Raw genomic sequence first — 20245 nt, forward strand, 5'->3', positions numbered from 1 at the left:
CTTGTAATTTGAAATATACTTCTTATATTTGTCATTAGAATATCTAACGAAAATAAATTATGAAAAGTTTAAAGGTTACATCTATGTTGGCGATGCTTACGTTCTTGCTCATTACAGGAATACAGGCACAGACCGTAACTCCCAGTAAGAAGTATATTACGAAGGAGCTGAATAACGTCAGCAATTTCAGTTCAATCAAGGTAGTAGGCAGTACTGACATTGAGTACCGTCAGAGTAATGGTTCCAAAACGACGATTTCCATATATGGTTCGGATAATCTGGTCGATTTACTGGAAGTGTCTACTGCAAATGGAGTGTTACAGGTGAATATCAAGAAAGGCGTCAAGATTCTTAGCGGAGAACGACGGTTGAAAGTGATAGCTTCGTCTCCTTCATTGAATGAGGTAGATATTAAGGGTTCGGCAGATGTATATCTGAAAGGTACCATCAAAGGTGCTGATTTAAACCTGAACATAACCGGTAGCGGAGATATTGAAGCGGAGAATCTCCAATATACCAATCTTTCTGCCTTTGTAAAGGGAAGTGGAGACATTGATGTGAAAAACACGAAGGCAGTTACTGTAAGAACAATAGTCAGTGGTTCAGGTGACGTGAATATTAAGGGCTCTGCCCAATCGGCTATGCTGACTGTAAACGGCTCCGGTGATATCAGTGCTGATAAATTGGTGGCTACTAATGTGACTGCCACTGTTTCAGGTTCCGGCGATATTTCTTGTTATGCTTCTAAGCAATTGGATGCAAAAGTTAGCGGTAGCGGAGATATTGAGTATAAGGGAAGTCCGTCTGTTGTAAATAAACAGGGCAAGAAAGATTCGATTTCCGGCAAATAAGAACTCTCAATTATAATAAGATGCGGGTAAATGTGCATGATATATTGCATATTTGCCCGCTTTTGTTTTGTAGTAAACTTATGTTGAATTAGAAATATAATATTTGACAGGATGGATAATATATAATACTTTGATTAAGTATTATACGCCTTCTGCAACTTGTCACTAACTATCTCACGGACAGCTATTCGTATTCCATTTATAAAAGTCTCCTTAATATATATGCTATCCGAGGGACAGGTTTCCGCACATTTCTGGCATTGAATACAATTGCTGTCTCCAATTGGTAAAACAGTTTTGGAGTTATCATAGGCTATCACCTCAAACACATGCATCGGGCACGATTTGACACATTTCATACAATGGATACAAGCCGTGATATTCAATAAGGCGGTTCTGCCGGCTATTTTATCAGAATTGAATGAAGTTTGATAGATAGGCATACCTTCTATCTTATCAATGATTCGCTTTTCTGTTTTTGCAAATACGGCTAAAGGATGTACATTCCGCCTGATTTTCCGGACAAATAATTTTGCTTTGAATAAGTCTTTCTCATTAGGATGTGCTTTATTATATCCATTCATCGCTACCCATGGTCCTGTTCTGTCAAAACCTTTGCAGGAGAACTCTCCGACGAGATTACTGCCTTTTTCTAGTAATAATCTTTTGAGCGCTTGATGATATTTTCCTAAAAATGGACGGCAACGCGTTGAGAAGATGAAAACATTACGATTCTGTAAGTCGTGTGATTCTGCAAATTCGAGAAGTTCCCTATGATGTTGGGCAAAGTTTATCGCTGAACCAAGTCCGATTAAGTCATAATCCGATAAGTCGATATTTTCTGCTTCTTTAGTTGTGATTAAGGTAGCGGATAATTCGTTAGCCATAGCTTGAGCCACTTTCAGAGTATTACCTTGATAAGTAGAAACATATATAATAATTGCTTTCATTTGGATTTAATAATTGTTTCAGGAGTGCCGGGAGCACCATTCACTCCCTTATAACCTATAAATTGATGATTTGTTGTATTGAAATAATAAAGGCAACTCCAAAAGTGAGATAAGATTCCTGTAAGTCTTACTTTAACTTCCTGTGCCCTTTGATTATTGAATAATACTGAGTCCTTTTTTCGCTCCGCCTGCATGACATATAGTTCCAAATTATCCGGACGAAAACATTCATATTTTAGATTTTTCTTATTTATAAGTAGTTGCCCGGCAGAATAAGCAATATTCTGATACCATGGATACCCTTTACTTTTTACCGTTTTATTGCAAGGTTGGTGGTTGAGTGTACCTTTAAAGTAATATATACTATTATATAAAGATATAGTAAGATTGGTCTGTTTGGCAGGGTCAGTCAATTGCCAGGATAATGTAGTAAGAGAAGGAGAAAAGCGGTAATGATGTGTTTCCGAACTTTGAGAGGTAGTAGTGAGCAGAATAATGTCATTCTCCATTTTTTCCTTCCATACTATTGCGCTTTTCTCCTTTCCACATATGCTTTCAAAAGTTTTAGGCTGTGCCCGTATGCTGCCGCATATAAAACTGCATATAACGAAACAGCACAAGAAAATCAGATAATGAACTTGTTTCATTTCAGTATATTTTCAAAAAGTACATGAATATATTTGCTGATGGCTTCTTTACACAATTCCCATGCTTCCGGTTCGCTAAAATCAATGCCATTGAAAAGACGATATTGACGAGTAGACAATACAAGATAATTAATAGAAGCAACCAATAAAGTAATGTACATACGGGCAACCTTGGAATCTGTTCCCAGTTTCTTTTCCAGTTCCTCTTGAAGCCTGAATCCATTCTTTTCCCGTTCATCCTGAATACTTCTGAAAGAAGAATTGCCGGATAACTCCCATGCTAATAGCTCCTGCATCAATTTGTTGGTACGCAGAAAATCCAGTTGCTCCAATAAGACATTTTGAGTTAATCGGATGATGTCATTAGCAGTCTCTATCGAAGCGATTTTTTCAGAATAAGTCTGATAGGCTAACGTATAGAAATCGTTTTCTTTCGCCCATGCAGCCAATAAACCGTCCAGCCCGCCGAAATACCGGTAGATTAGCACTTTATCGCATTTCGCCTGTTTGGCTACTCTGTTTACACCGATTTTAATGAATCCATCATTCTCTATAATCTGGCTGACAGCGGCTAACAGCCGCTTTTCAGAATCCCTTAATTCCATAACTATATACTTTTATCACTATTCGGTGACAAAGGTAAACCTCAAAGTGGTGACATGTTCTTTTCAAAAGAAAAAATAAGTTAGTGAAATAAAATACGTTTTTAAAGGCATTAAAACATATGAGTTTCTTCAAACAAACCTCTTTATGGATTGTTACAATCTAAATATTTATTCACCTATAGAAATTTACCGACTATGGCAAAGAATTCTTCTGATAAAGGAAAAGTTACGAAAGTGCTGGATCAACAGACGGTGGAAGCTCCTTCTGTAAATCTCAAAGAGTACCAGGAAAAAAGGCATTTCAATGAAACTCCTGAACCGACAGGCAAGGTTGCGGAGAAACCAAGCCGTGTACCAATCTTTGTCGTCCAAAAGCATGAAGCAAGCCATTTCCACTTCGATTTTCGTTTGGAAATAGACGGGGTATTGAAAAGTTGGGTTGTGCCCAAAGGGCCTTCAATGAATCCGGTGGATAAAAGGCTGGCTATACAAGTGGAAGACCATCCATTGAGTTACGCACATTTTGAGGGAGTGATACCCGCAGGCAACTATGGAGCTGGAATGGTGGAAATCTGGGATAACGGAACATACGCATGCCTTGATGAACACTATGACATATCTGCCGCTCTTGAACGTGGCGTCTTTGAATTTAAGCTGCATGGTCATAAACTTAAAGGCTGGTTTACTCTTGTGCATGCTAATATGAATGACAAAGGCAATGATTGGCTGCTGATAAAACAAGATGATGTCTTTGCTATTACTCATGTCTACGATGCAAAAGATATTCCTTCTTACGATGAGGTATTCCTGTAATTGCCGCTTTTTTATGCCCCGATAGTACCCGGCCGAAATCTGTAGTTTTCTAAGTGCATACAAGACTGTATAAATTAAAATGTATTATTATTTCATCTTATTTATAGTCCTGTACTGTATTTCAATGCCTCTATTTAATAGTAAAAAATAATATTATTTACATACCGAATGGATAAAAATTAGGTTTTGTGCCTACATCTGTCAATATTGGGGTAACAAAAGATAATGTTACCATTTTAGATAGAAACCACCCTTTGTTTTTGTCAGAAACCACCTCGTGTATAGGCGTTGAAAAGTTTATACTTGCATCGGATTTTAATACGTCAAAATACTAACAGGCGTATTTTACTGAATATGTAAAATATTAATTAAATTAATCTGATATTGGTATGAATATTTTTTTCCTGAACTTATTATTTAGTTTTCAGGTTTTACTTCCTGTGGACGGTGGAGTCAATCTAACAAACAGCAAACAGACTGTTGATGTAATTTTACCTAATTTATCCTTGTTTGGGTATGCAGTTCCTATAGAGGGGCTTGGTATCGGACTATTCATTTGTCTGCTGGCATATCTTGCTGCAGAGTATAATGTCCGCTTGCAATCATCTGAAAAACTCAAGATTGCGATGAATATGCTTCATTCGATACATACACCGTTGATACTATTAAGAAACCAACTGGAAGATATTAAGACAAGTGGTCTTCCTGAATCAATATCCTCAAAAATAGAGAAAGTATTAGGATATACGGAATGTATAATAGACTGTAATCAGAATGTTATAATGCTTGATAAAGCCGATAATAGCATCAGGCCTAAAACTTCAACAGCTAACCTGGAACTTTCCGCTTACATCACTTCTATTGTGAATCAATGTCGGGCGTATGCAAATACTCGTCAGGTACGATTGACAGTCAATGAATGCCCGGATTGTGTCAGTTGCAGGATAAATGAGAATATCATGACGGCTGCACTTCAGCATCTTTTGAATAAGATAATTCTGATTACAGATTCAGGTTGTTGCATATCGATTAATGTAACGCATACCACGAATGCGTGGGAATTACATATCAGCAATAATGTACTGTCAGAAAAGAAAGAGGAAAGCCTGTTTTCTTTTATTTCCACCCAGTTTTTTGTATATAGTTATGGCGATTTGAGAACTGTAAGAAAAATCATCCGCTCGCATGGCGGAAAAATGACTGGTTACGGACATGGTAAAACCGTCACTTTCCGAATCGTTATCCCGACAGACTGTCATTGCCGGAATAAGTCATGTCCTGTCATTAATCATCCGACAACAGCCGCAATGGGCAACCTTGACAAATCTTCCCGGATTATTAACCGTGAAAAAGAATATTCAAAAGCAAAGGATGCTCCCCATATCTTATTAGTAATGACGGACAACATGTTCAGTAGTTATTTGAAGAAGTCTTTATCGAAATATTATCAGATTTCTATTTTGGAGAATCCTGACTTGCTCGTACAAACCGTCACACAGCAAATTCCCGATACAATTATAATTGATGATAATGTCAACGGGATAAGTGGCGACTCACTCTGTTTTCAGATTAAGACTGACAAGATGATAGGCGAGATACCGGTTGTCCTGTTAATAAGGTCTTTTGATAATGAAAGCTATCTCTCTCATTTAGGAAGTGGAGCAGACCGGTTGAAGTTACGGACGGAAAGTATCTGTAAGTTCAGGGCAGACATACAGATGCTTATAGAGAACCGCATGATCCTTCGGGAACGGATAAAGCTCTTTTTATCCGATGCAATCTTTCCGTTAGTCCCCATCAAGCAAGAAACGAAAAATCCAGATTTACTATTTATGGACAGAGTCAATGAAATATTGGAAAAGAATCTCTCCACGGAAAAATATACGATTGATAAACTTAGTGCCGATATAGGTATGAGCCGTACTGCTTTTTATGGTAAGATGAAAGAAATCCTAGGAAAGTCCCCCGAAGATTACATCTATTCATTCAAAATGGATAAAGCATTGAAACTACTGGCTTCCCAGCAGTTTAGTATTTCGGAAATAGCAGGCATGCTGGGATATTGTGATGCCCAATATTTCAGGAAGAAATTCAAAGATTTTTATCATGTATGCCCTACGGATTATATAAAGAGTATCATCGGTTGACGGACTAACTTCCAAGAGATGTCTTATGGAATATATGTTTGACAATAATCTGTATATCAGATAGTTGTAAGTATCTGTTTTTCCTTTAAAACCAACGGGTCGTTCCTTTAAAAGAAACGACCCGTTGCACACCGAGGAATGACCTCTTCCTTTAAAAGGAACAGACCGCCCCTTTAACTCCATTACTAAAGCTATGCCTAATCCCCTCATTCTTCAAAATAAAACCTTTTTCAGGCAGATGCTTTATGTAATGATATATAACTTATGGTATACTTCTGAATTCAGTATCTCTACAAATAGGCTTAATGTAAAAGCATATTGGTAAGAATATAAATACCCTTATTAGATAACTATTCTTGAGGCAGTTAAACTTTTCAAGATACTGCTTGTTTTGCGTGTAAACTTTGTAATTTTACCATAATAAAAAAATAAAAGTATGATAACATCAGTTAGACTCATGTTAAACAAGGGTAGGAGATTAAATAGTGGCAGTTACCCTTTGGTATTTCAAGTGATACATAATAGACGAAAGAAGTTATTGTATTCGGGTTACCATATAAAAGAGGAAGCTTTTGACAAGCAGGAAGAAAAGATTATTGCTAGTGGTGCGGACTCTGCTTTTTCTGTTGCAGATATAGCAAAAATGAATCGTGAACTGCGGAAAATAAGAAGTACAATTCACACAAGAATCCGGCATCTTAAACAGACTAGAGTTTTTTATACTGTGGAAGATATTTTAACACCATGCGTTCATAAAAATGTCAAGCAGCAATTTTACTTATTACGGTATATTGATGCACAAATAGAGCGAAAAAAGGAGCTGAAAAAAGACGGGATGGCTGCGGCATACAAAAGCACGCGTTCATCATTAGCTAAGTTTCTGAATAATTCGGATATTCGGATTCCGGCGATTGATTTACGCTTTGTCCGGCGATATGAAGATTTCTTGTATAGCACTGGGGTCACCAGCAATACAATAAGCTATTATTTGCGGAATTTTAGGATTCTGTACAATCAGGCTATAGTGGACGGTTGCCATTCTCATAACGAATATCCTTTTGTAAAAGCGCAGACCCGCCCGGAAAAGACGGTGAAACGTGCCCTCACTCGGGAAAATCTCCAGTCTTTGGCAAACCTTATGTTGGAAGATGTTTCGGAACTGGAATTTTCCCGTGACCTATATTTGTTTAGTTTCTATGCACAAGGAATGGCTTTTGTCGATATTGTACTTCTGAAAAAGTCCAGTATTTGCAACGGCATACTGACTTATTCCCGTCACAAGTCAAAGCAATTAATCCGCATCGCTGTAACTCCTCAAATGCAGGAGATTATGGATAAGTATAAAGCTGCGGGAGAATATATATTTCCTATTCTTGACAAACAGGATTCATCAGAATACAAGTTGTATCGTTTGGCGTTGGGGCGTATCAACCGTCATCTAAGGAGAATCGCTGCCATGGCAAATATTAAAGTACCTTTGACTACTTACACCGCCCGGCATACTTGGGCTACCCTTGCCCGCGACTACGGTGCACCTGTTTCTGTAATCAGTGCGGGTTTGGGACATACTTCGGAAGAGATGACTCGCATTTATTTGAAAGAATTTGATGTGTCCTTACTTGATAAGGTAAATAGTATGGTGACCAATTTATCTTAGATACTTGTTTTTTCTGCATTATAATTTGTAAAAAGAATATATAGTATTAATTTTTTATATATATTTGCAGCACTGTAATCTATTTCATGATAGAGATGGAATTAAAGCACTCTGTTTATTCAGTGATTAATTTGCTGCAAAGTAAGCCCTTTTTTTCATTATAGCATTTATCAAAAAGTACAATAATTTATTCATTTTGTACAATTCAGGATTTTGTGTGCCGAATAGCTTTATTATCAGCCTGACAACGCTTCATTAATTGACTTGGAGTACATCCGAAGTGATGTTTGCAGTAACGGCTGAAGTAAACCTGCGAGTCAAATCCCAATTCCTCGACAACATCTTTAATATATATGCCGGGCTCTGTCATCTTTTCCAAAATCTGTTGGTTCTTCTGTTTCAGCATCCATTGTTTGGCTGTCATTCCAAAGGCTTCGTTGAATTTGGTAAAGAAACGGCTTCTTCCTAAATTAGACAACGAAATGAGTTGTTCGATATTGCTGACTTTGGTATAGTTGCGCATTACAAAATCCTTGAAGTCCATTTCTTTTCCGATAATAGGATAAAATAACATAGCTATCTCCTGTTTTTTGTAAAAACCTCGAAGCAGGAAGAAGAACTCCCGTTGCATCAGGTCATGCAAATGTGAACAGTTCATTGTATTTTTGATGCAGTAGCTTAGCAGCTCTAAAAAGGCGGTTAACGGGTATCGGATTTTAATGGGTTCAAATTCGTATTTTTCGTTATTGCAAAATATTGATAGTGAATGAAATATAAGTTTGTCGCAATACCATTCGGGACTATCAAAGAACATGGATACTATGCTTGCTTTTCCTTTTGCCACTCCTTTGAAATGTGCTGAGCGTGGAATCAATATCATATCTCCGGCATGAAATATCCTGTTATGGAACTGGTTGCAATTTATTGTAAAATCTCCTTTGAGAAAGAATAACAAATAATTCTTATTTGCATTGTTCTCCCCAAATTCAGCATTTTCTGCAAATTCAATGTGTTTGAATCCGGTTTTGACAGTTGCCATATAGTTTTGGCATGACAGGTGCTCCTCAAGATAAAGTAGTTCGTTTTGCATAAGTTTCATCTTATAAAATATAGTTATTTAATTTGTTTGGCTTGTATGTTTCACAATTGTTTCAGCATTTATATTCTTAATAGATTAAATGCCAATATCTTATTTTAAGTTCTTCTTGTTTTCCTTTCACAATATATAATAATGAAACAAATACATATTTATCTATTATTATAACTATCTTATAATTAGTATTTTATAGCAAATGTATTTGTTTCAGTCTCTATCATGAAATAGAGATGAAGCAAAGTCTCAAACAAAACACGGGCATATGAACAGATATATAAAAAATAAAGCAAGTATATTCTTCTTTATGTTTTTTCTGACAAAACACTTATTGGTAAACGCGCAGGATGTAGCTATAAAAACGAACTTGCTATATGGCGGTGTAATGCAAACTCCGAATATTGGGGTAGAATGGGGGATATCTCCAAAACTGACTATTGATTTATGGGCAGCATACAATCCATTTCCCTTGGGTAAAAATGGTTATGGCTCTAACAATAGAAAAATGAAGCATTGGCTGATACAACCTGAATTTCGGTATTGGCTATGCGAACGGTTCAACGGACATTTCTTTGGCGGACATCTATTTTACGGACAATATAATATTAGTAATATCCGATACCTCGGACTGGGTGACTTTAGAAGACAAGGGAATCTTGCCGGATTTGGATTTAGCTATGGCTACCAATGGGTTCTTTCACCACGTTGGAGTGTGGAGGGAACGTTAGGAGTAGGCTATGCACGCCTGCATTATAGTAAATACCCGTGCAAAGAGTGTGGTAAACGTATAAGTGTAAAGAACCGTAATTATTTAGGTCCCACACGTGCTGCTATTTCCATTATATATTTACTTAAATAATATTTCCAATGAACAGTTTTCTGATTATAATATCTTCCTTTTTTGTGAGTATGACGGCTATATCAACTTCTGCCCAAAACTGTGATTCCATCAAAATAAAAGATTTTTCGATAGAGAAGAATCTACAAGGGGATTCCGTAAGTTTGAGATTTAATCTGTTGGTTGCCCCCGGTATCACTAAAGCAAATGATGAATTGTCGCTTACACCTATATTAATAGATATAAGAGGAAATCAGTCTTTTACGTTTCCTTCCATACGGGTAAACGGCAAAATACGGGAAAAGATAGTTCGAAGGAAAGAAGTGCTGCATCCTTCCGAAACGGAAAAAGATTCCATATATATGGTAGCCAATCGGCAATGGAATACAATCAGTTATTCGACTCCCATGTTAGTAAACGAACTTTGGGTATGGCAGGCTAAATTACTGTTGCGACGGCAGCTTAGAAGGTGCTGTATGGAAAAAGAGTTGGATATGGTGGAATTGTTAGCATGGAACCGGTCGGAAGAATATTCTATTGTTAAACCGGAAATAAAGGATAAAGCGGAAGTGCCGGAAATATTGCCGCATAAATGCGTTACGGAAATACTTGCCGAAACAGAGAAATTTGTAGAACCGATAGAGAATTATTCGACGGATAGAAAGCTTCTAGCCGGTGAGCAGGAAGGAGCACAAATCGTTTATTTTAAACTGGCAAAAGCTGAAATAGACAATAGTTATTTGGATAACGAGAAAGTGTTGGAGCATATCATTGATGTGACCCGCCGGATAAGTGAAGACCCGGAAGTTGAAATTGCCCGTGTGGTATTATTAGGACTATCCTCACCGGAAGGTGCTTTTGACTTCAACAAACAATTGTCGGGAAAAAGGGCTGAAGCGTTGAAACAATATATAACCAGCCGGATTGCTTTGCCGGATAGTTGTTTTGCTTTGGTGAATGGCGATGAGGGTTGGGAAGAGTTACGCTATAAAGTGGAACGTTCTGATATGGCAGATCGTGCGGATGTATTGAAGATTATTGATTCCGTTCCAATAGGAAAAGGGCGTGAAGGGCAGTTGCAACGTCTCAAAAAGGGAGTGCCTTATCGTTTTCTGAAAGAGCATTTCTTCCCTCAACTGCGCCGGGCCGGCTACATAAAGGTGTATTATCGGATGAAGGACAAGGACATATAGGTATCAATATATAATAGTTTATTTTTTTATTAATATTTTAATTGTAAAACAAGAAATGGGAAAGAATGATTTTTTAATCGGAGTATTTGCACTGGCAACAATGACATTTGTTGCTTGTAGCAATGATGACAAGTTAGGCGAAGAAAGAAGCAACGGCAACGGTAATATCGAGGTCGTAGAGGGAGAGCCTACTTGGGCGAAGTTCGTATTTAAACTTGGCAAAGATGGTGTCACACGTGCAACAGGTGATACACATGAAGGTACTACTACAGAAAAAAACATCAAAAATCTGCGGGCTTATATCTTCAATGAATCCGGTAGCTTTGAAGCAAAGACGGATAATGTTACTGTAGATGAACATGGTACGGAGCACACTGCTGTATTGAAATTAACTTCCGGTAAAAAGAAAGTGTATGTAGTAGCCAATATGCAGGATGAATGGATTACGTCTACCACTACAACTGCTCAATTTGAAGCTGTTACTTTGACGCATTGTACAAAGGCAGGACGTATTGCCCATACCAAAGGTATAGAAACGGCACCTGCTGTAGCGCGTGTAGGCAACTTTGACAAAATATCCGGTAATGGGAATGCGGAGACCAATGGTTTCCTGATGACAAACGTATTGAAGGTAACCGAATATACATTATATCCGGGGGTCTCTGCTGAGGATTGCTCGAAACCGTCGTATGAAAGTTCGGCGGAAATGGAGCAAAATAATCATTTGGAGGTGTCCATATCCCGTGCTGCTGCCAAATTGCAGGCTACTTATGCAAATGCGGACGCTTTGATATTGAAAGATGGTGAAAGTAAGACATTAGGCAAATTGCTTACTCCGACATTTGCCGTTCGTAATCTTCCGGTTCAGAGCTATATGTTTCTGCATAATCAGGCTAATGGTTTCCTTACACCGTTTTATACAATGACTAATACTAGCTCTACATTTGAAGATTTCGCTAAATATTATGACGAGGTTAATGAGCCGGATTTGGATTTGAAAGCAAGTACTGATGGGGAAGCTATAAAGTCTATATATTTGCCGGAGAACTCCAATCAGACACCAGTAAGGGGAAACACTACTTATGTGTTGGTGAAAGGTGTATTTGCTCCGGCGGCTAATGTGATGATTAATGCTGTTGAAGTGAAAAGTGATGGTAGTAGCAATCTTACTATCGAAAATAAATTAGACGGAACTGATTATACTACAGGAGGAAAAGACGTACCGCCATATTTTATTGTCCCGGAATGGGAAAATCAGATTTATACGGCTCCTGCAGACTTTAGTGGAAACTTGGCAACCTATGGCTTGGGCATGATTTTAAAGACTTATTTGAATAAAGCCGGAAAACAGAAATGGTTAAATGCCGTAGACGAGGGAAGTGCCGTTGACGAAGGTGATATAGAAAATCCTGTAAGTGTATATTATGGAAGTTCATTCTCTACTTCTGAAGGTATTTATTCAGTTGTTACCATCAAGAAATATTCTCATCCTAAGGATGCACAACCGGGCTATAAGGAAAGTGTTGAAGGAACAATACGTATTTTCCAGTACACCGGAGGTACTTGTTACTATCGTGTGAATGTTGAAGATAATATGGACGGAAAGACGGAAGCCAACAACCTGTTCTATTCAGTAATGCGCAACCGTTTTTACAATGTAAACATCTCAAGAATTACTTCAATTGGTTATCCTGATGACGAAGATGTAACTGTCGACCCGACAGATCCTATCAACCAGAAAACGTATATGCAGGCACATATCACTGTGGAACCATGGACGAAAGTTGAACAGGATGCAGAACTGGGAATGTAATTATTATTAGTTTTTGCCGGTTCATTAAAAATAGATTTTAACGGATTCTTTTGCCGGGGAGTTGCCCCGGTGAAGGAATCTAAAATCCCCCTCAATAACAATTTAACATGCACTTCAAGGATAATACATTTTACCGGAAAAGAAGGATGGTGGCATACATATCAGTGCTATTATGGCTTATTACAGGATGCGTTAATGAAGATTTTTCCGGTTGTCCGCAGGGAAGTTTCCAGGTGGCTTTCGAATATGTTCATCACACGGACAATACTTGCCCCGATCGTTTCGACATCGACGTACAGCAAATAGACTTGTATGTATTTGATGCAGCCGGATGTTTTCTGAAATGCATAACTCGTAAAGGGGAGCCTTTCCCGAAAGATTTTCGGATTGACCCGGAACTTTCTGCCGGTAGCTATACGTTGGTGGCATGGGGAAACCTGACTGATGAAGTCACTTTGCAACCGGCCTTTATTGCCGGACAGACTACGCTTGAGCAGGCGTTATTATCACTCAACGCAGTTGAAGACCGTAGCGTGAACCATAAACTGACTCCTGTTTTTCATGCTATGAAACAAGTAGAAGTAAACGATGTGAAGGAACACACAGAAGTTCTTTCATTTATAAAGAATGAGAATCATTTGCATCTGAATGTGAAGTGGTTTGAAAAAAGCGGAATACCATGTATTCACCGCTGTGCGGATGGCGTGCGTGTCCGTGTGGTTGACCCTAAAGGGGCGACTTATAAATTTGATAATTCTGTAGTTGCTTCGGGCAACGAATTGACATATTATCCATATCAGGGCACCAATAATGATGCATGGAATCAATTTGCAGGCGTTTTTTCTTTGATGCGTTTGGTGGAAGGGGAAAAATTGACGCTACTGATAGAACGGTTGATGCAGGACGGTACAATCAAGGAACTCTACCGTTCTGACTTAGTCGAACTTATCAGGATGCATCCATATACCCGCATCCAGTCGGAACTTGACCGGCAGGATGTGTATGAAGTAGAAATATCGCTTATAGATGATTTGGACGGTGATACGGATACTTATATGCAAACGGCAGTTACCGTATCAGGGTGGACAATCATATTGCAGGATACGGAAATGTGATACTTTATAATTAAACGAGAGAATGAGACTGAAATTAGTTTATATATATAGCTTCGTTGTGACATTATTATATCTGCTCACTGCTTGTACTGACGGAATAGAAGCATCTTCCGATAGTAATGGCCAGGGGGAAGGCAAGGAAATTCCTGTCAGTATCATGCCGAAACTTGTTGCAGGGGATGAAAATGAGGTATCACAATTGCGTGTTATCATTTTTTCGACACGCACTTCAAATCCTTACGGCCCTAAAGTTTTAGTCAGCAATCAATTGATAGATATAAATGAAGATCATGTTGCCATTACCTATATAGGATACAATGATATTTATGTGATAGGAAATGAGCCGGTAGATCTTTCCGGAATCAACAGCCCTGAAGATTTGAAAAATATTCAGATGAATACGGAAAGCAGCCTGAGTGCTTCAAAATTTGTATTTTTCCGGCAGTTGCTCAATGTGAATGTACGAAGTAAAAATGAGATATATCCGGAGGGGGCATCCGTTCCTGTATCAAAACTGGAGATAAAGCTGCAACGGGTAATTGCCAAGTTAAGTGTGAAGTTTGATCTCAGTACGGAGATTTGTGAAAATGGAAATCCTACGGGCGAATATGTCAATTTTGAGTCTATGGAGCTACTCCGTACTCCGAAATACAGTTCTCTGGTTCCCAATAAATACAAGATAGAAGAGGGGTTTCTGGATAACCGTGTTTTCTCATTGGGAAATGGCAGTACGGAACAGAATCATTTCGCATGGTCATCCGGCGATATATATTTGCCGGAATATCTGCCGATGGATGAGATTTACAGAATGGCATTGCGTATTAAAGGAACATCAAGAGGAATCACCCGTATATATACTCTGCCGATTGGTGACGCAATGAATTCTATTGATTCACATTCTACCGAATGGAATATAACCCGCAACAGGCATTATAGTTTGAATATTAAAGCGGTTACCGGTTATGGGGAAGAGTCTCTTGAAGTGAAATCCAACGTTTCCGGATGGTCGGAAATCAATGTTCCGATTGAAATAACGGGAGCTAGCTTTCTTGCTGTCAACAAAAAGACGGTTGAAGTAAAGTCGTTACGTTTTTACTCGTATGTGCGTTTTGCTTGTAACGCTCCAGTTGAAGTGAAACTTCCCGATGAGGTGACAATCGGTAATCAACTGCAGATGACAATAGAATATGATGACGCGAATCAAAAAAGCGGGCGTGTCGGGTTCAGACGTGGAAACTGGAATACTGGTAATGATATTATATATGTGACTACATTAAAATCGGGTACCGCATCTGTTGAGCTTAATCTGCAACTTTATAGATCAGAAACAATTCGTGTCGGAAATAATCCTGTTACCTGGGCTGAAGCCATGGGGTATTGGGAAGAGGCAAACTGGATCCGTACAGGTATTTATAATGATGAGTTTTATAAAAGAGCCACTCAGGAAACTGGATGTAGGAAATATTATCCTGAAGAGGTAAATGAGAATGATGCAATAAGAGGGAAGGGATGCTGGAGATTAGCTACCATACGTGAAAATTGGGCGATTAATTCTGCTGAAGCATGGTGCATAGAGGAACATGATACAAATGACAGAAAGGCGTATGTAAGTTACGGATCAGGACATCTCATAGACAATTATAAAGAGAATAAACAATATCGCTATAACTGTACCCTTGATGTCCGTCCCCCTGAACTTTCAGATTTTATAGTCTCAAGTTCAGATGTAACGAATGTCACGAAGGGAAATGCGTCCTCTATATGTACAAATTTAGGCAGTGGATGGAGGTTGCCTACAGGAAAGGAAATGAATTATGTTTTCCTGAATGCCGGAACCAACGGGCTTCCCAATAATTTCTTTTCGGACAGTTATTGGGGAAAGAATGAGGATGGCACCTTCATTGTAGCAACCATGAGTGATCCGGACGGAAGTGCCACGACGGATGAATTGCGAAATGGGAGACATACGGTGCGTTGTGTGAAACTGCGTTATACCCCTATTGGATAAGAGAAATGATAGATATGATAGTAAAAAAGAAATATATTCAATTATTCCTGTTTGCATTGCTTTTCTCTTTGGAAGCTTGCAATAGTGATGAAATGTCGGATACCAACGATACGACAGACGTACAGGAACAAATGGTTTTGAGACTGAGCGTGCAACAAGAGTCTGTAGTGCATACACGGGGAACAGCTACTCCTGCCGATGAAGCAAAGGTTGAAAGTATGGACTTCCTTATATTCGACCATATGGGAGATGTTGTTTATCATCAGCATCCTGTATTGGAATGGACTGGAAATGAATATAAGACGACAGTAAACATTCCTTCAGCCACAGGAGAACATACATTGTATCTGATAGCTAATTATCCTATGGAAGCAGGGACAATACATACTTTACAGGACTTGGAAAGCAAGATATCCACAAGTACGGAAGCACTTGTAAAACCACCCTTTGTTATGGCTACCAGGCGTATTACTCTTTCATCACTCAACATGATAGCTATTCGTAATGCGATGGAAAGTGATGGTAGTAATGGTTTCAGTTTAAAACGGAATGTTGCGAAATTCAGTGTGGGGGTAACAGCCGGCAATTTTAATTTGATTTCAATAGATTGGTTGGGTTGTCCTGTGTCAGCCTCTGTATTGGCAGATGTGGATTATACCAGTCCGTCCACTTTGTCTGTCAGTAACCTTGCCCCTTTGTCAACTCCTATTTATCTGTATCAGATTCGGAATATGGGTTTGGATGCACATAAAGGATTTCACATTGTCGTACATGGAAAATATACGGCAGCGGATGGGACAGAAAGAGAAGGATACTATAAACTCCGTTTATGTACAATAGATGATGCTACAGGAGAAAAAGTTCCGTTGAATTCAATTGTAGGCAATGATTACTATAAACTGAATATCCGGAGTGTTACGGGATTTGGCGCTAATTCATTCGAGAATGCGGAAAAGAATGGATTTACTAATGATATGGAAGCATTCATGTTATTAGAGTATAATGGTACACATGATTATCAAGAGAATTATTTGCAGAATGGTTATCAGATGGGATTTGAAAATTCCCGTTGGATTATATATAGTAATGAAACCTTGAATTCTTTTGTGTTAGGTCATTTCTACCGGTGCATCCGGGATGAATCATTGGAAGGTTACACCATGTTTGACCCGGACTATCCCAATCTTCAGCGTGGATTGATAACGGTGAAAGCAAACGGGACAGAAATAATGGGGGAAACAGTTTGTAATGATATTCCTGATAATCCCGTTGAGATGGACTTATGTTTCACGGAATCAAGTGAAGATGCAGGTACGGAATACTCATTTACAAGTATTATCCAATATGGTGTTCTACAAAAAACGGTAACTGTTGAACGTCATTCCTCTATCGGTCGCTCATATACAGTGCTCCCTATACTATATACGAATTACGGAGAAGTGGTCGGCTCATGTGATTGGATCGGGATAGCTGAACAACGGCACGAAGGCGCTATTATTTATCCGCAGTTAGACTCTGCTAATGATTACATTTTTGTCCATGTAAAGGAAAATGGCACAGGCAATGCACGTGAAGGAAAGGTGCGTCTGTTTGGTAGGAATGGATATTTTGAACTTCGGATACGTCAGGAAGGATAATTCAAATAGTGTCAAGAGTGAAAGGAGATATGAGGATGAATATATCAAATTGTAGAATATGAATAAGCGGAGAATAAAATTACGATTTTATACTATTTCGGGCATGTTCTTGTTTTTATGCACTTGTTCCGCTAATAGAGATAAACCAAATACTGCGACAGTACAACACAAGGACACTGTATCGGTAGATTGTTTTTGGAATATGTATGATTTTGCGGATACCGTCCGGTGGACAAACAAGTCGGTTACAACTGAAAGAATGTTAGTGGATTATCTTTCCCGATTGTCAGGGCTGACAGAGAATAAGGCTTGTGAAAGTCTTAGGAAGCTGGTATTGAGAACTAAAGTTAATGAAATGGTAAGCCATTGGTTTCTGAAGCAGTTGGAACGGCATTTGTATGAGCCGGACTCACCGTTACGCAATGATAATTATTATATTTCAGTATTGGAAGAGACATTGGTTTCCGGGCATCTGAATGGAATGATGCGTGTACGTCCTTTGTATCAACTGAAAATGCTTAAAAAGAATCGGGCAGGAACTAAAGCGGCAGATTTTGATTTCATACTTCCTACCGGAAAGCATCAGAATCTATGGGACATTCCTGCTAAATATACTATACTGCTGTTTTATGATCCGGATTGTATTCATTGCTGGGAATTAATGCGGGAGCTATCCGAGGCATCAATAATAAACTCTTGTTTACAACATAACGGATTAGCTCTGCCACAACTCGCCCTTATTACGATTTGTACGGAAGGTGATATGGAGACGTGGAAAGAATATCAGCATTCTCTTCCTTCTCCGTGGGTAAACGGTTATGACGCAAGGAACATACTGCTTGAAAAAGAGCTGTATTCTTTACGTTCTCTTCCTTCTATATATCTATTGGGAGAGAATAAACAAGTATTATTGAAAGAACCCTCTTCTATAAGTGAAGTTATCAATTATTTATTAAACGAGTATGATATTACAAAGTAGCTGCTGTGAAGCACCTCATTTCCCCGATGGTTCATGCCCCTGCCATTATTTGATGATTTAGATAGTGGTTCATGAACCTATATTTACTGCCTGTGAAGGTAGACTATTGTTTGTTTTGTTTGTGCATCTTCTTTCCGGTGGGAAAGAGGATGCACTTTTAAAATTAATGCATTATTGAATGATTTTTATCTATATTTCATATAAAATACATATAAATGTAGTATCTTTGTTGAATTATTGAAGATAATTGGAATATATCGTTCATTCTATATGTTTCAATATCAGTGACCAGTTAAACTGGGGTGGTTGTTCTGTTCTAATAATCAGATATACATGCCCCGAATTATGCAAATAACACAAAAGTGAGCATCTTTGGATGAATGTTTTTGTATATATCGAAACATGGGATTTTAAATTTGTGCTAATAGTCATATTCCCGAACAAGTATTGTTCTCTTAGACATGAATACAATTTGCCATATTCGCGATTATACGGACATTTGCAGGGTGGAACTTACAAACAGTATTAGGGATAATGATTTTATATAACAGTCGTTTGGCGAAATGTTTTCTCGGTAAGAAGAAACATTCTTTTATGATTTTTGGTTGTTACTTTACGCGCTATAAGTATTTGGAAATTTGGGAGGAAATGGAGGCCCGAATTCATTTGAGACAATATACGGAATGTTTTTTCCTCACATTGTTACCAGGCTTGGGATTGTCATTATGGCTATCTTGGTGGTTTATGTTAATACCTTTGTCTACATATCATTTTCTTTATTGGTGGGAACGGATGATAAGACATCATTCTATCTTTGACTGGGAAGCGATAAAGCATTGTGGAGATACGCTTTACCTGCGAAAAAGAAAATCGTATAGCTGGACGAAGTCCTATTGTAAGAAGAAATTGCCCGCATCGAGATGGGCGGATTAAAGATATGGTCTTAACCGACCGGCTGCCTGTGAAGGTCGCTCTATTGTTTGTTTTGTTTGTGTTTTGTGCACCTTTTTTCTGTTGAAGAAAAAGGTGCACTCTTTTTATGGATATATGGCAGATAAGATATACATTTGAAGAAAAAAAGAAAATGGGTGAAAAAGCTTCGATGTGGAATCTCTGGCATGGCTGTCATAAACTTAGTGAAGGCTGTCGTCATTGTTATGTATATCGTACGGATGGCAAATACGGGAAAGATAGTTCGGTTGTGGCAAAGACCGAAAAGTTTGACCTGCCTCTGCAACGGAAAAAGAACGGCACGTATAAAATTCCTTCAGGCAATTTGGTATATACTTGTTTTACTTCCGATTTTCTGATTGAGAATGCTGACGAATGGCGTGCTGAAGCATGGGAAATGATGCGGGTACGTCAGGACCTTCGTTTTCTTTTCATCACCAAACGGATAGACAGGTTGCAACAATGTTTGCCCTCTGATTGGGGAGACGGTTATGATAATGTGACGATTTGCTGTACAATGGAAAATCAGGACAGGGTGGATTATCGTCTGCCTATTTATAAGGCGTCTCCAATTAAACATAAAATCATTATCTGTGAGCCTCTTCTCAGCCGGATTGATTTTAGGGGAGAACTGGGAGAGTGGGTTGAACAGGTAGTTGCCGGGGGAGAGTCGGGGAAAGAAGCCCGCGTATGTGATTATGATTGGATATTGGATATTCGCCGGCAATGTGTGGAAGCTAATGTCAGTTTTTGGTTTAAGCAGACAGGAAGTTATTTGTTGAAAGACGGACATGAATATAAGGTTGCCCGGCAGTTTCAACATTCGCAGGCACGAAAGGCGGAGCTGAATTATACTCCTGAAAAATAGCGAATCATTCTTTTGGCTACGATTTACAGAAAGCGGGGATTGCCGGGCAGGACAGTCTTCGCTTTTGTTTTATTGAGTAC

At 38.6% G+C, this 20245-nt stretch carries 17 protein-coding genes; 13 read left to right on the forward strand and 4 right to left on the reverse strand.

Translation table 11 applies throughout. The features are described 5' to 3' along the window. Positions 1 to 59 precede the first annotated feature (59 nt). Positions 60 to 851, forward strand: a complete 792-nt coding sequence (locus tag BacF7301_RS17495) for a head GIN domain-containing protein (RefSeq protein ID WP_167964800.1) — start codon at positions 60 to 62, stop codon at positions 849 to 851. Between the two features lie 134 nt (positions 852 to 985). On the opposite strand, the gene BacF7301_RS17500 is transcribed toward BacF7301_RS17495, so the two are convergent. From BacF7301_RS17500 to BacF7301_RS17510, 3 genes are read right to left on the reverse strand one after another with little or no spacing between them, the layout of a single operon-like run. Further along, entirely contained in the window at positions 986 to 1801 is an 816-nt protein-coding gene (locus BacF7301_RS17500) for an EFR1 family ferrodoxin (protein WP_167964802.1), read from the reverse strand. Beyond that, on the reverse strand, positions 1798 to 2448 hold the full coding sequence (locus tag BacF7301_RS17505; RefSeq protein ID WP_245208259.1) for a hypothetical protein: 651 nt from the start codon (positions 2446 to 2448) through the stop codon (positions 1798 to 1800). The genes BacF7301_RS17500 and BacF7301_RS17505 overlap by 4 nt, the downstream gene beginning before the upstream one ends. Continuing rightward, positions 2445 to 3053: a TetR/AcrR family transcriptional regulator gene (locus tag BacF7301_RS17510; protein WP_167964804.1), complete on the reverse strand. Its 609-nt coding sequence runs from the start codon at positions 3051 to 3053 to the stop codon at positions 2445 to 2447. Before BacF7301_RS17510 ends, BacF7301_RS17505 begins: the two co-directional genes overlap by 4 nt. 195 nt (positions 3054 to 3248) lie before the next feature. Between BacF7301_RS17510 and BacF7301_RS17515 the strand changes: the two genes are divergently transcribed. The 3 genes from BacF7301_RS17515 to BacF7301_RS17525 all read left to right on the forward strand — a co-directional run bounded on the left by BacF7301_RS17515 (position 3249) and on the right by BacF7301_RS17525 (position 7670). Further along, positions 3249 to 3866 (forward strand): DNA polymerase ligase N-terminal domain-containing protein, encoded by a 618-nt coding sequence (locus BacF7301_RS17515; RefSeq protein ID WP_167964806.1) that lies wholly within the window; start codon positions 3249 to 3251, stop codon positions 3864 to 3866. Between the two features lie 389 nt (positions 3867 to 4255). Next, complete coding sequence (locus BacF7301_RS17520) at positions 4256 to 6013, forward strand: helix-turn-helix domain-containing protein (RefSeq protein WP_167964808.1); 1758 nt, start codon at positions 4256 to 4258, stop codon at positions 6011 to 6013. Between the two features lie 436 nt (positions 6014 to 6449). Next, positions 6450 to 7670: a site-specific integrase gene (locus BacF7301_RS17525; protein ID WP_167964809.1), complete on the forward strand. Its 1221-nt coding sequence runs from the start codon at positions 6450 to 6452 to the stop codon at positions 7668 to 7670. A 205-nt stretch (positions 7671 to 7875) separates the two neighbouring features. Here the strand turns inward: BacF7301_RS17525 and BacF7301_RS17530 are convergent, their stop codons facing one another. Continuing rightward, the gene (locus tag BacF7301_RS17530; protein ID WP_369805509.1) at positions 7876 to 8769 is read right to left on the reverse strand and encodes a helix-turn-helix domain-containing protein; all 894 of its coding nucleotides are present in this window, start codon (positions 8767 to 8769) and stop codon (positions 7876 to 7878) included. 259 nt (positions 8770 to 9028) lie between these two features. Between BacF7301_RS17530 and BacF7301_RS17535 the strand changes: the two genes are divergently transcribed. The 9 genes from BacF7301_RS17535 (at position 9029) to BacF7301_RS17575 (ending at position 20165) form a co-directional block, all read left to right on the forward strand. Next, positions 9029 to 9622 carry a DUF3575 domain-containing protein gene (locus tag BacF7301_RS17535; protein ID WP_167964813.1) on the forward strand — a complete coding sequence of 198 codons (594 nt, stop codon included), beginning with the start codon at positions 9029 to 9031 and terminating at the stop codon, positions 9620 to 9622. A gap of 8 nt (positions 9623 to 9630) precedes the next feature. Next, the gene (locus tag BacF7301_RS17540; RefSeq protein WP_167964814.1) at positions 9631 to 10794 is read left to right on the forward strand and encodes a DUF3868 domain-containing protein; all 1164 of its coding nucleotides are present in this window, start codon (positions 9631 to 9633) and stop codon (positions 10792 to 10794) included. Positions 10795 to 10849: 55 nt separating this feature from the next. Next, entirely contained in the window at positions 10850 to 12607 is a 1758-nt protein-coding gene (locus BacF7301_RS17545) for an Mfa1 family fimbria major subunit (protein ID WP_167964816.1), read from the forward strand. A gap of 146 nt (positions 12608 to 12753) precedes the next feature. After that, complete coding sequence (locus BacF7301_RS17550) at positions 12754 to 13722, forward strand: FimB/Mfa2 family fimbrial subunit (RefSeq protein WP_209319537.1); 969 nt, start codon at positions 12754 to 12756, stop codon at positions 13720 to 13722. A gap of 22 nt (positions 13723 to 13744) precedes the next feature. Further along, positions 13745 to 15730, forward strand: a complete 1986-nt coding sequence (locus tag BacF7301_RS17555; protein WP_167964819.1) for a hypothetical protein — start codon at positions 13745 to 13747, stop codon at positions 15728 to 15730. A 5-nt stretch (positions 15731 to 15735) separates the two neighbouring features. Further along, positions 15736 to 17367, forward strand: coding sequence for a fimbrial protein (locus BacF7301_RS17560; protein ID WP_209319458.1), 1632 nt, complete (start codon positions 15736 to 15738; stop codon positions 17365 to 17367). A gap of 202 nt (positions 17368 to 17569) precedes the next feature. Beyond that, on the forward strand, positions 17570 to 18346 hold the full coding sequence (locus tag BacF7301_RS17565) for a DUF5106 domain-containing protein (protein WP_245208260.1): 777 nt from the start codon (positions 17570 to 17572) through the stop codon (positions 18344 to 18346). Positions 18347 to 18880: 534 nt separating this feature from the next. Further along, positions 18881 to 19279 carry a hypothetical protein gene (locus BacF7301_RS17570; RefSeq protein WP_167964824.1) on the forward strand — a complete coding sequence of 133 codons (399 nt, stop codon included), beginning with the start codon at positions 18881 to 18883 and terminating at the stop codon, positions 19277 to 19279. Between the two features lie 151 nt (positions 19280 to 19430). Further along, a complete protein-coding gene (locus tag BacF7301_RS17575; protein ID WP_167967240.1) occupies positions 19431 to 20165 on the forward strand; it encodes a DUF5131 family protein in 735 nt (244 codons plus the stop codon). The last annotated feature ends 80 nt before the right edge of the window (positions 20166 to 20245 follow it).

It is taken from the genome of Bacteroides faecium, assembly GCF_012113595.1.
GTDB lineage: Bacteria > Bacteroidota > Bacteroidia > Bacteroidales > Bacteroidaceae > Bacteroides > Bacteroides faecium.

Coding starts and splice junctions, on each gene's coding strand:
- BacF7301_RS17520 (WP_167964808.1), top strand. CDS start 4,256: ATGAATATTTTTTTCCTGAACTTATTATTTAGTTTTCAGGTTTTACTT.
- BacF7301_RS17495 (WP_167964800.1), top strand. CDS start 60: ATGAAAAGTTTAAAGGTTACATCTATGTTGGCGATGCTTACGTTCTTG.
- BacF7301_RS17525 (WP_167964809.1), top strand. CDS start 6,450: ATGATAACATCAGTTAGACTCATGTTAAACAAGGGTAGGAGATTAAAT.
- BacF7301_RS17510 (WP_167964804.1), bottom strand. CDS start 3,053: ATGGAATTAAGGGATTCTGAAAAGCGGCTGTTAGCCGCTGTCAGCCAG.
- BacF7301_RS17575 (WP_167967240.1), top strand. CDS start 19,431: ATGGGTGAAAAAGCTTCGATGTGGAATCTCTGGCATGGCTGTCATAAA.
- BacF7301_RS17515 (WP_167964806.1), top strand. CDS start 3,249: ATGGCAAAGAATTCTTCTGATAAAGGAAAAGTTACGAAAGTGCTGGAT.
- BacF7301_RS17540 (WP_167964814.1), top strand. CDS start 9,631: ATGAACAGTTTTCTGATTATAATATCTTCCTTTTTTGTGAGTATGACG.
- BacF7301_RS17505 (WP_245208259.1), bottom strand. CDS start 2,448: ATGAAACAAGTTCATTATCTGATTTTCTTGTGCTGTTTCGTTATATGC.
- BacF7301_RS17570 (WP_167964824.1), top strand. CDS start 18,881: ATGATTTTATATAACAGTCGTTTGGCGAAATGTTTTCTCGGTAAGAAG.
- BacF7301_RS17545 (WP_167964816.1), top strand. CDS start 10,850: ATGGGAAAGAATGATTTTTTAATCGGAGTATTTGCACTGGCAACAATG.
- BacF7301_RS17565 (WP_245208260.1), top strand. CDS start 17,570: ATGTATGATTTTGCGGATACCGTCCGGTGGACAAACAAGTCGGTTACA.
- BacF7301_RS17555 (WP_167964819.1), top strand. CDS start 13,745: ATGAGACTGAAATTAGTTTATATATATAGCTTCGTTGTGACATTATTA.
- BacF7301_RS17550 (WP_209319537.1), top strand. CDS start 12,754: ATGGTGGCATACATATCAGTGCTATTATGGCTTATTACAGGATGCGTT.
- BacF7301_RS17530 (WP_369805509.1), bottom strand. CDS start 8,769: ATGAAACTTATGCAAAACGAACTACTTTATCTTGAGGAGCACCTGTCA.
- BacF7301_RS17500 (WP_167964802.1), bottom strand. CDS start 1,801: ATGAAAGCAATTATTATATATGTTTCTACTTATCAAGGTAATACTCTG.
- BacF7301_RS17560 (WP_209319458.1), top strand. CDS start 15,736: ATGATAGATATGATAGTAAAAAAGAAATATATTCAATTATTCCTGTTT.
- BacF7301_RS17535 (WP_167964813.1), top strand. CDS start 9,029: ATGAACAGATATATAAAAAATAAAGCAAGTATATTCTTCTTTATGTTT.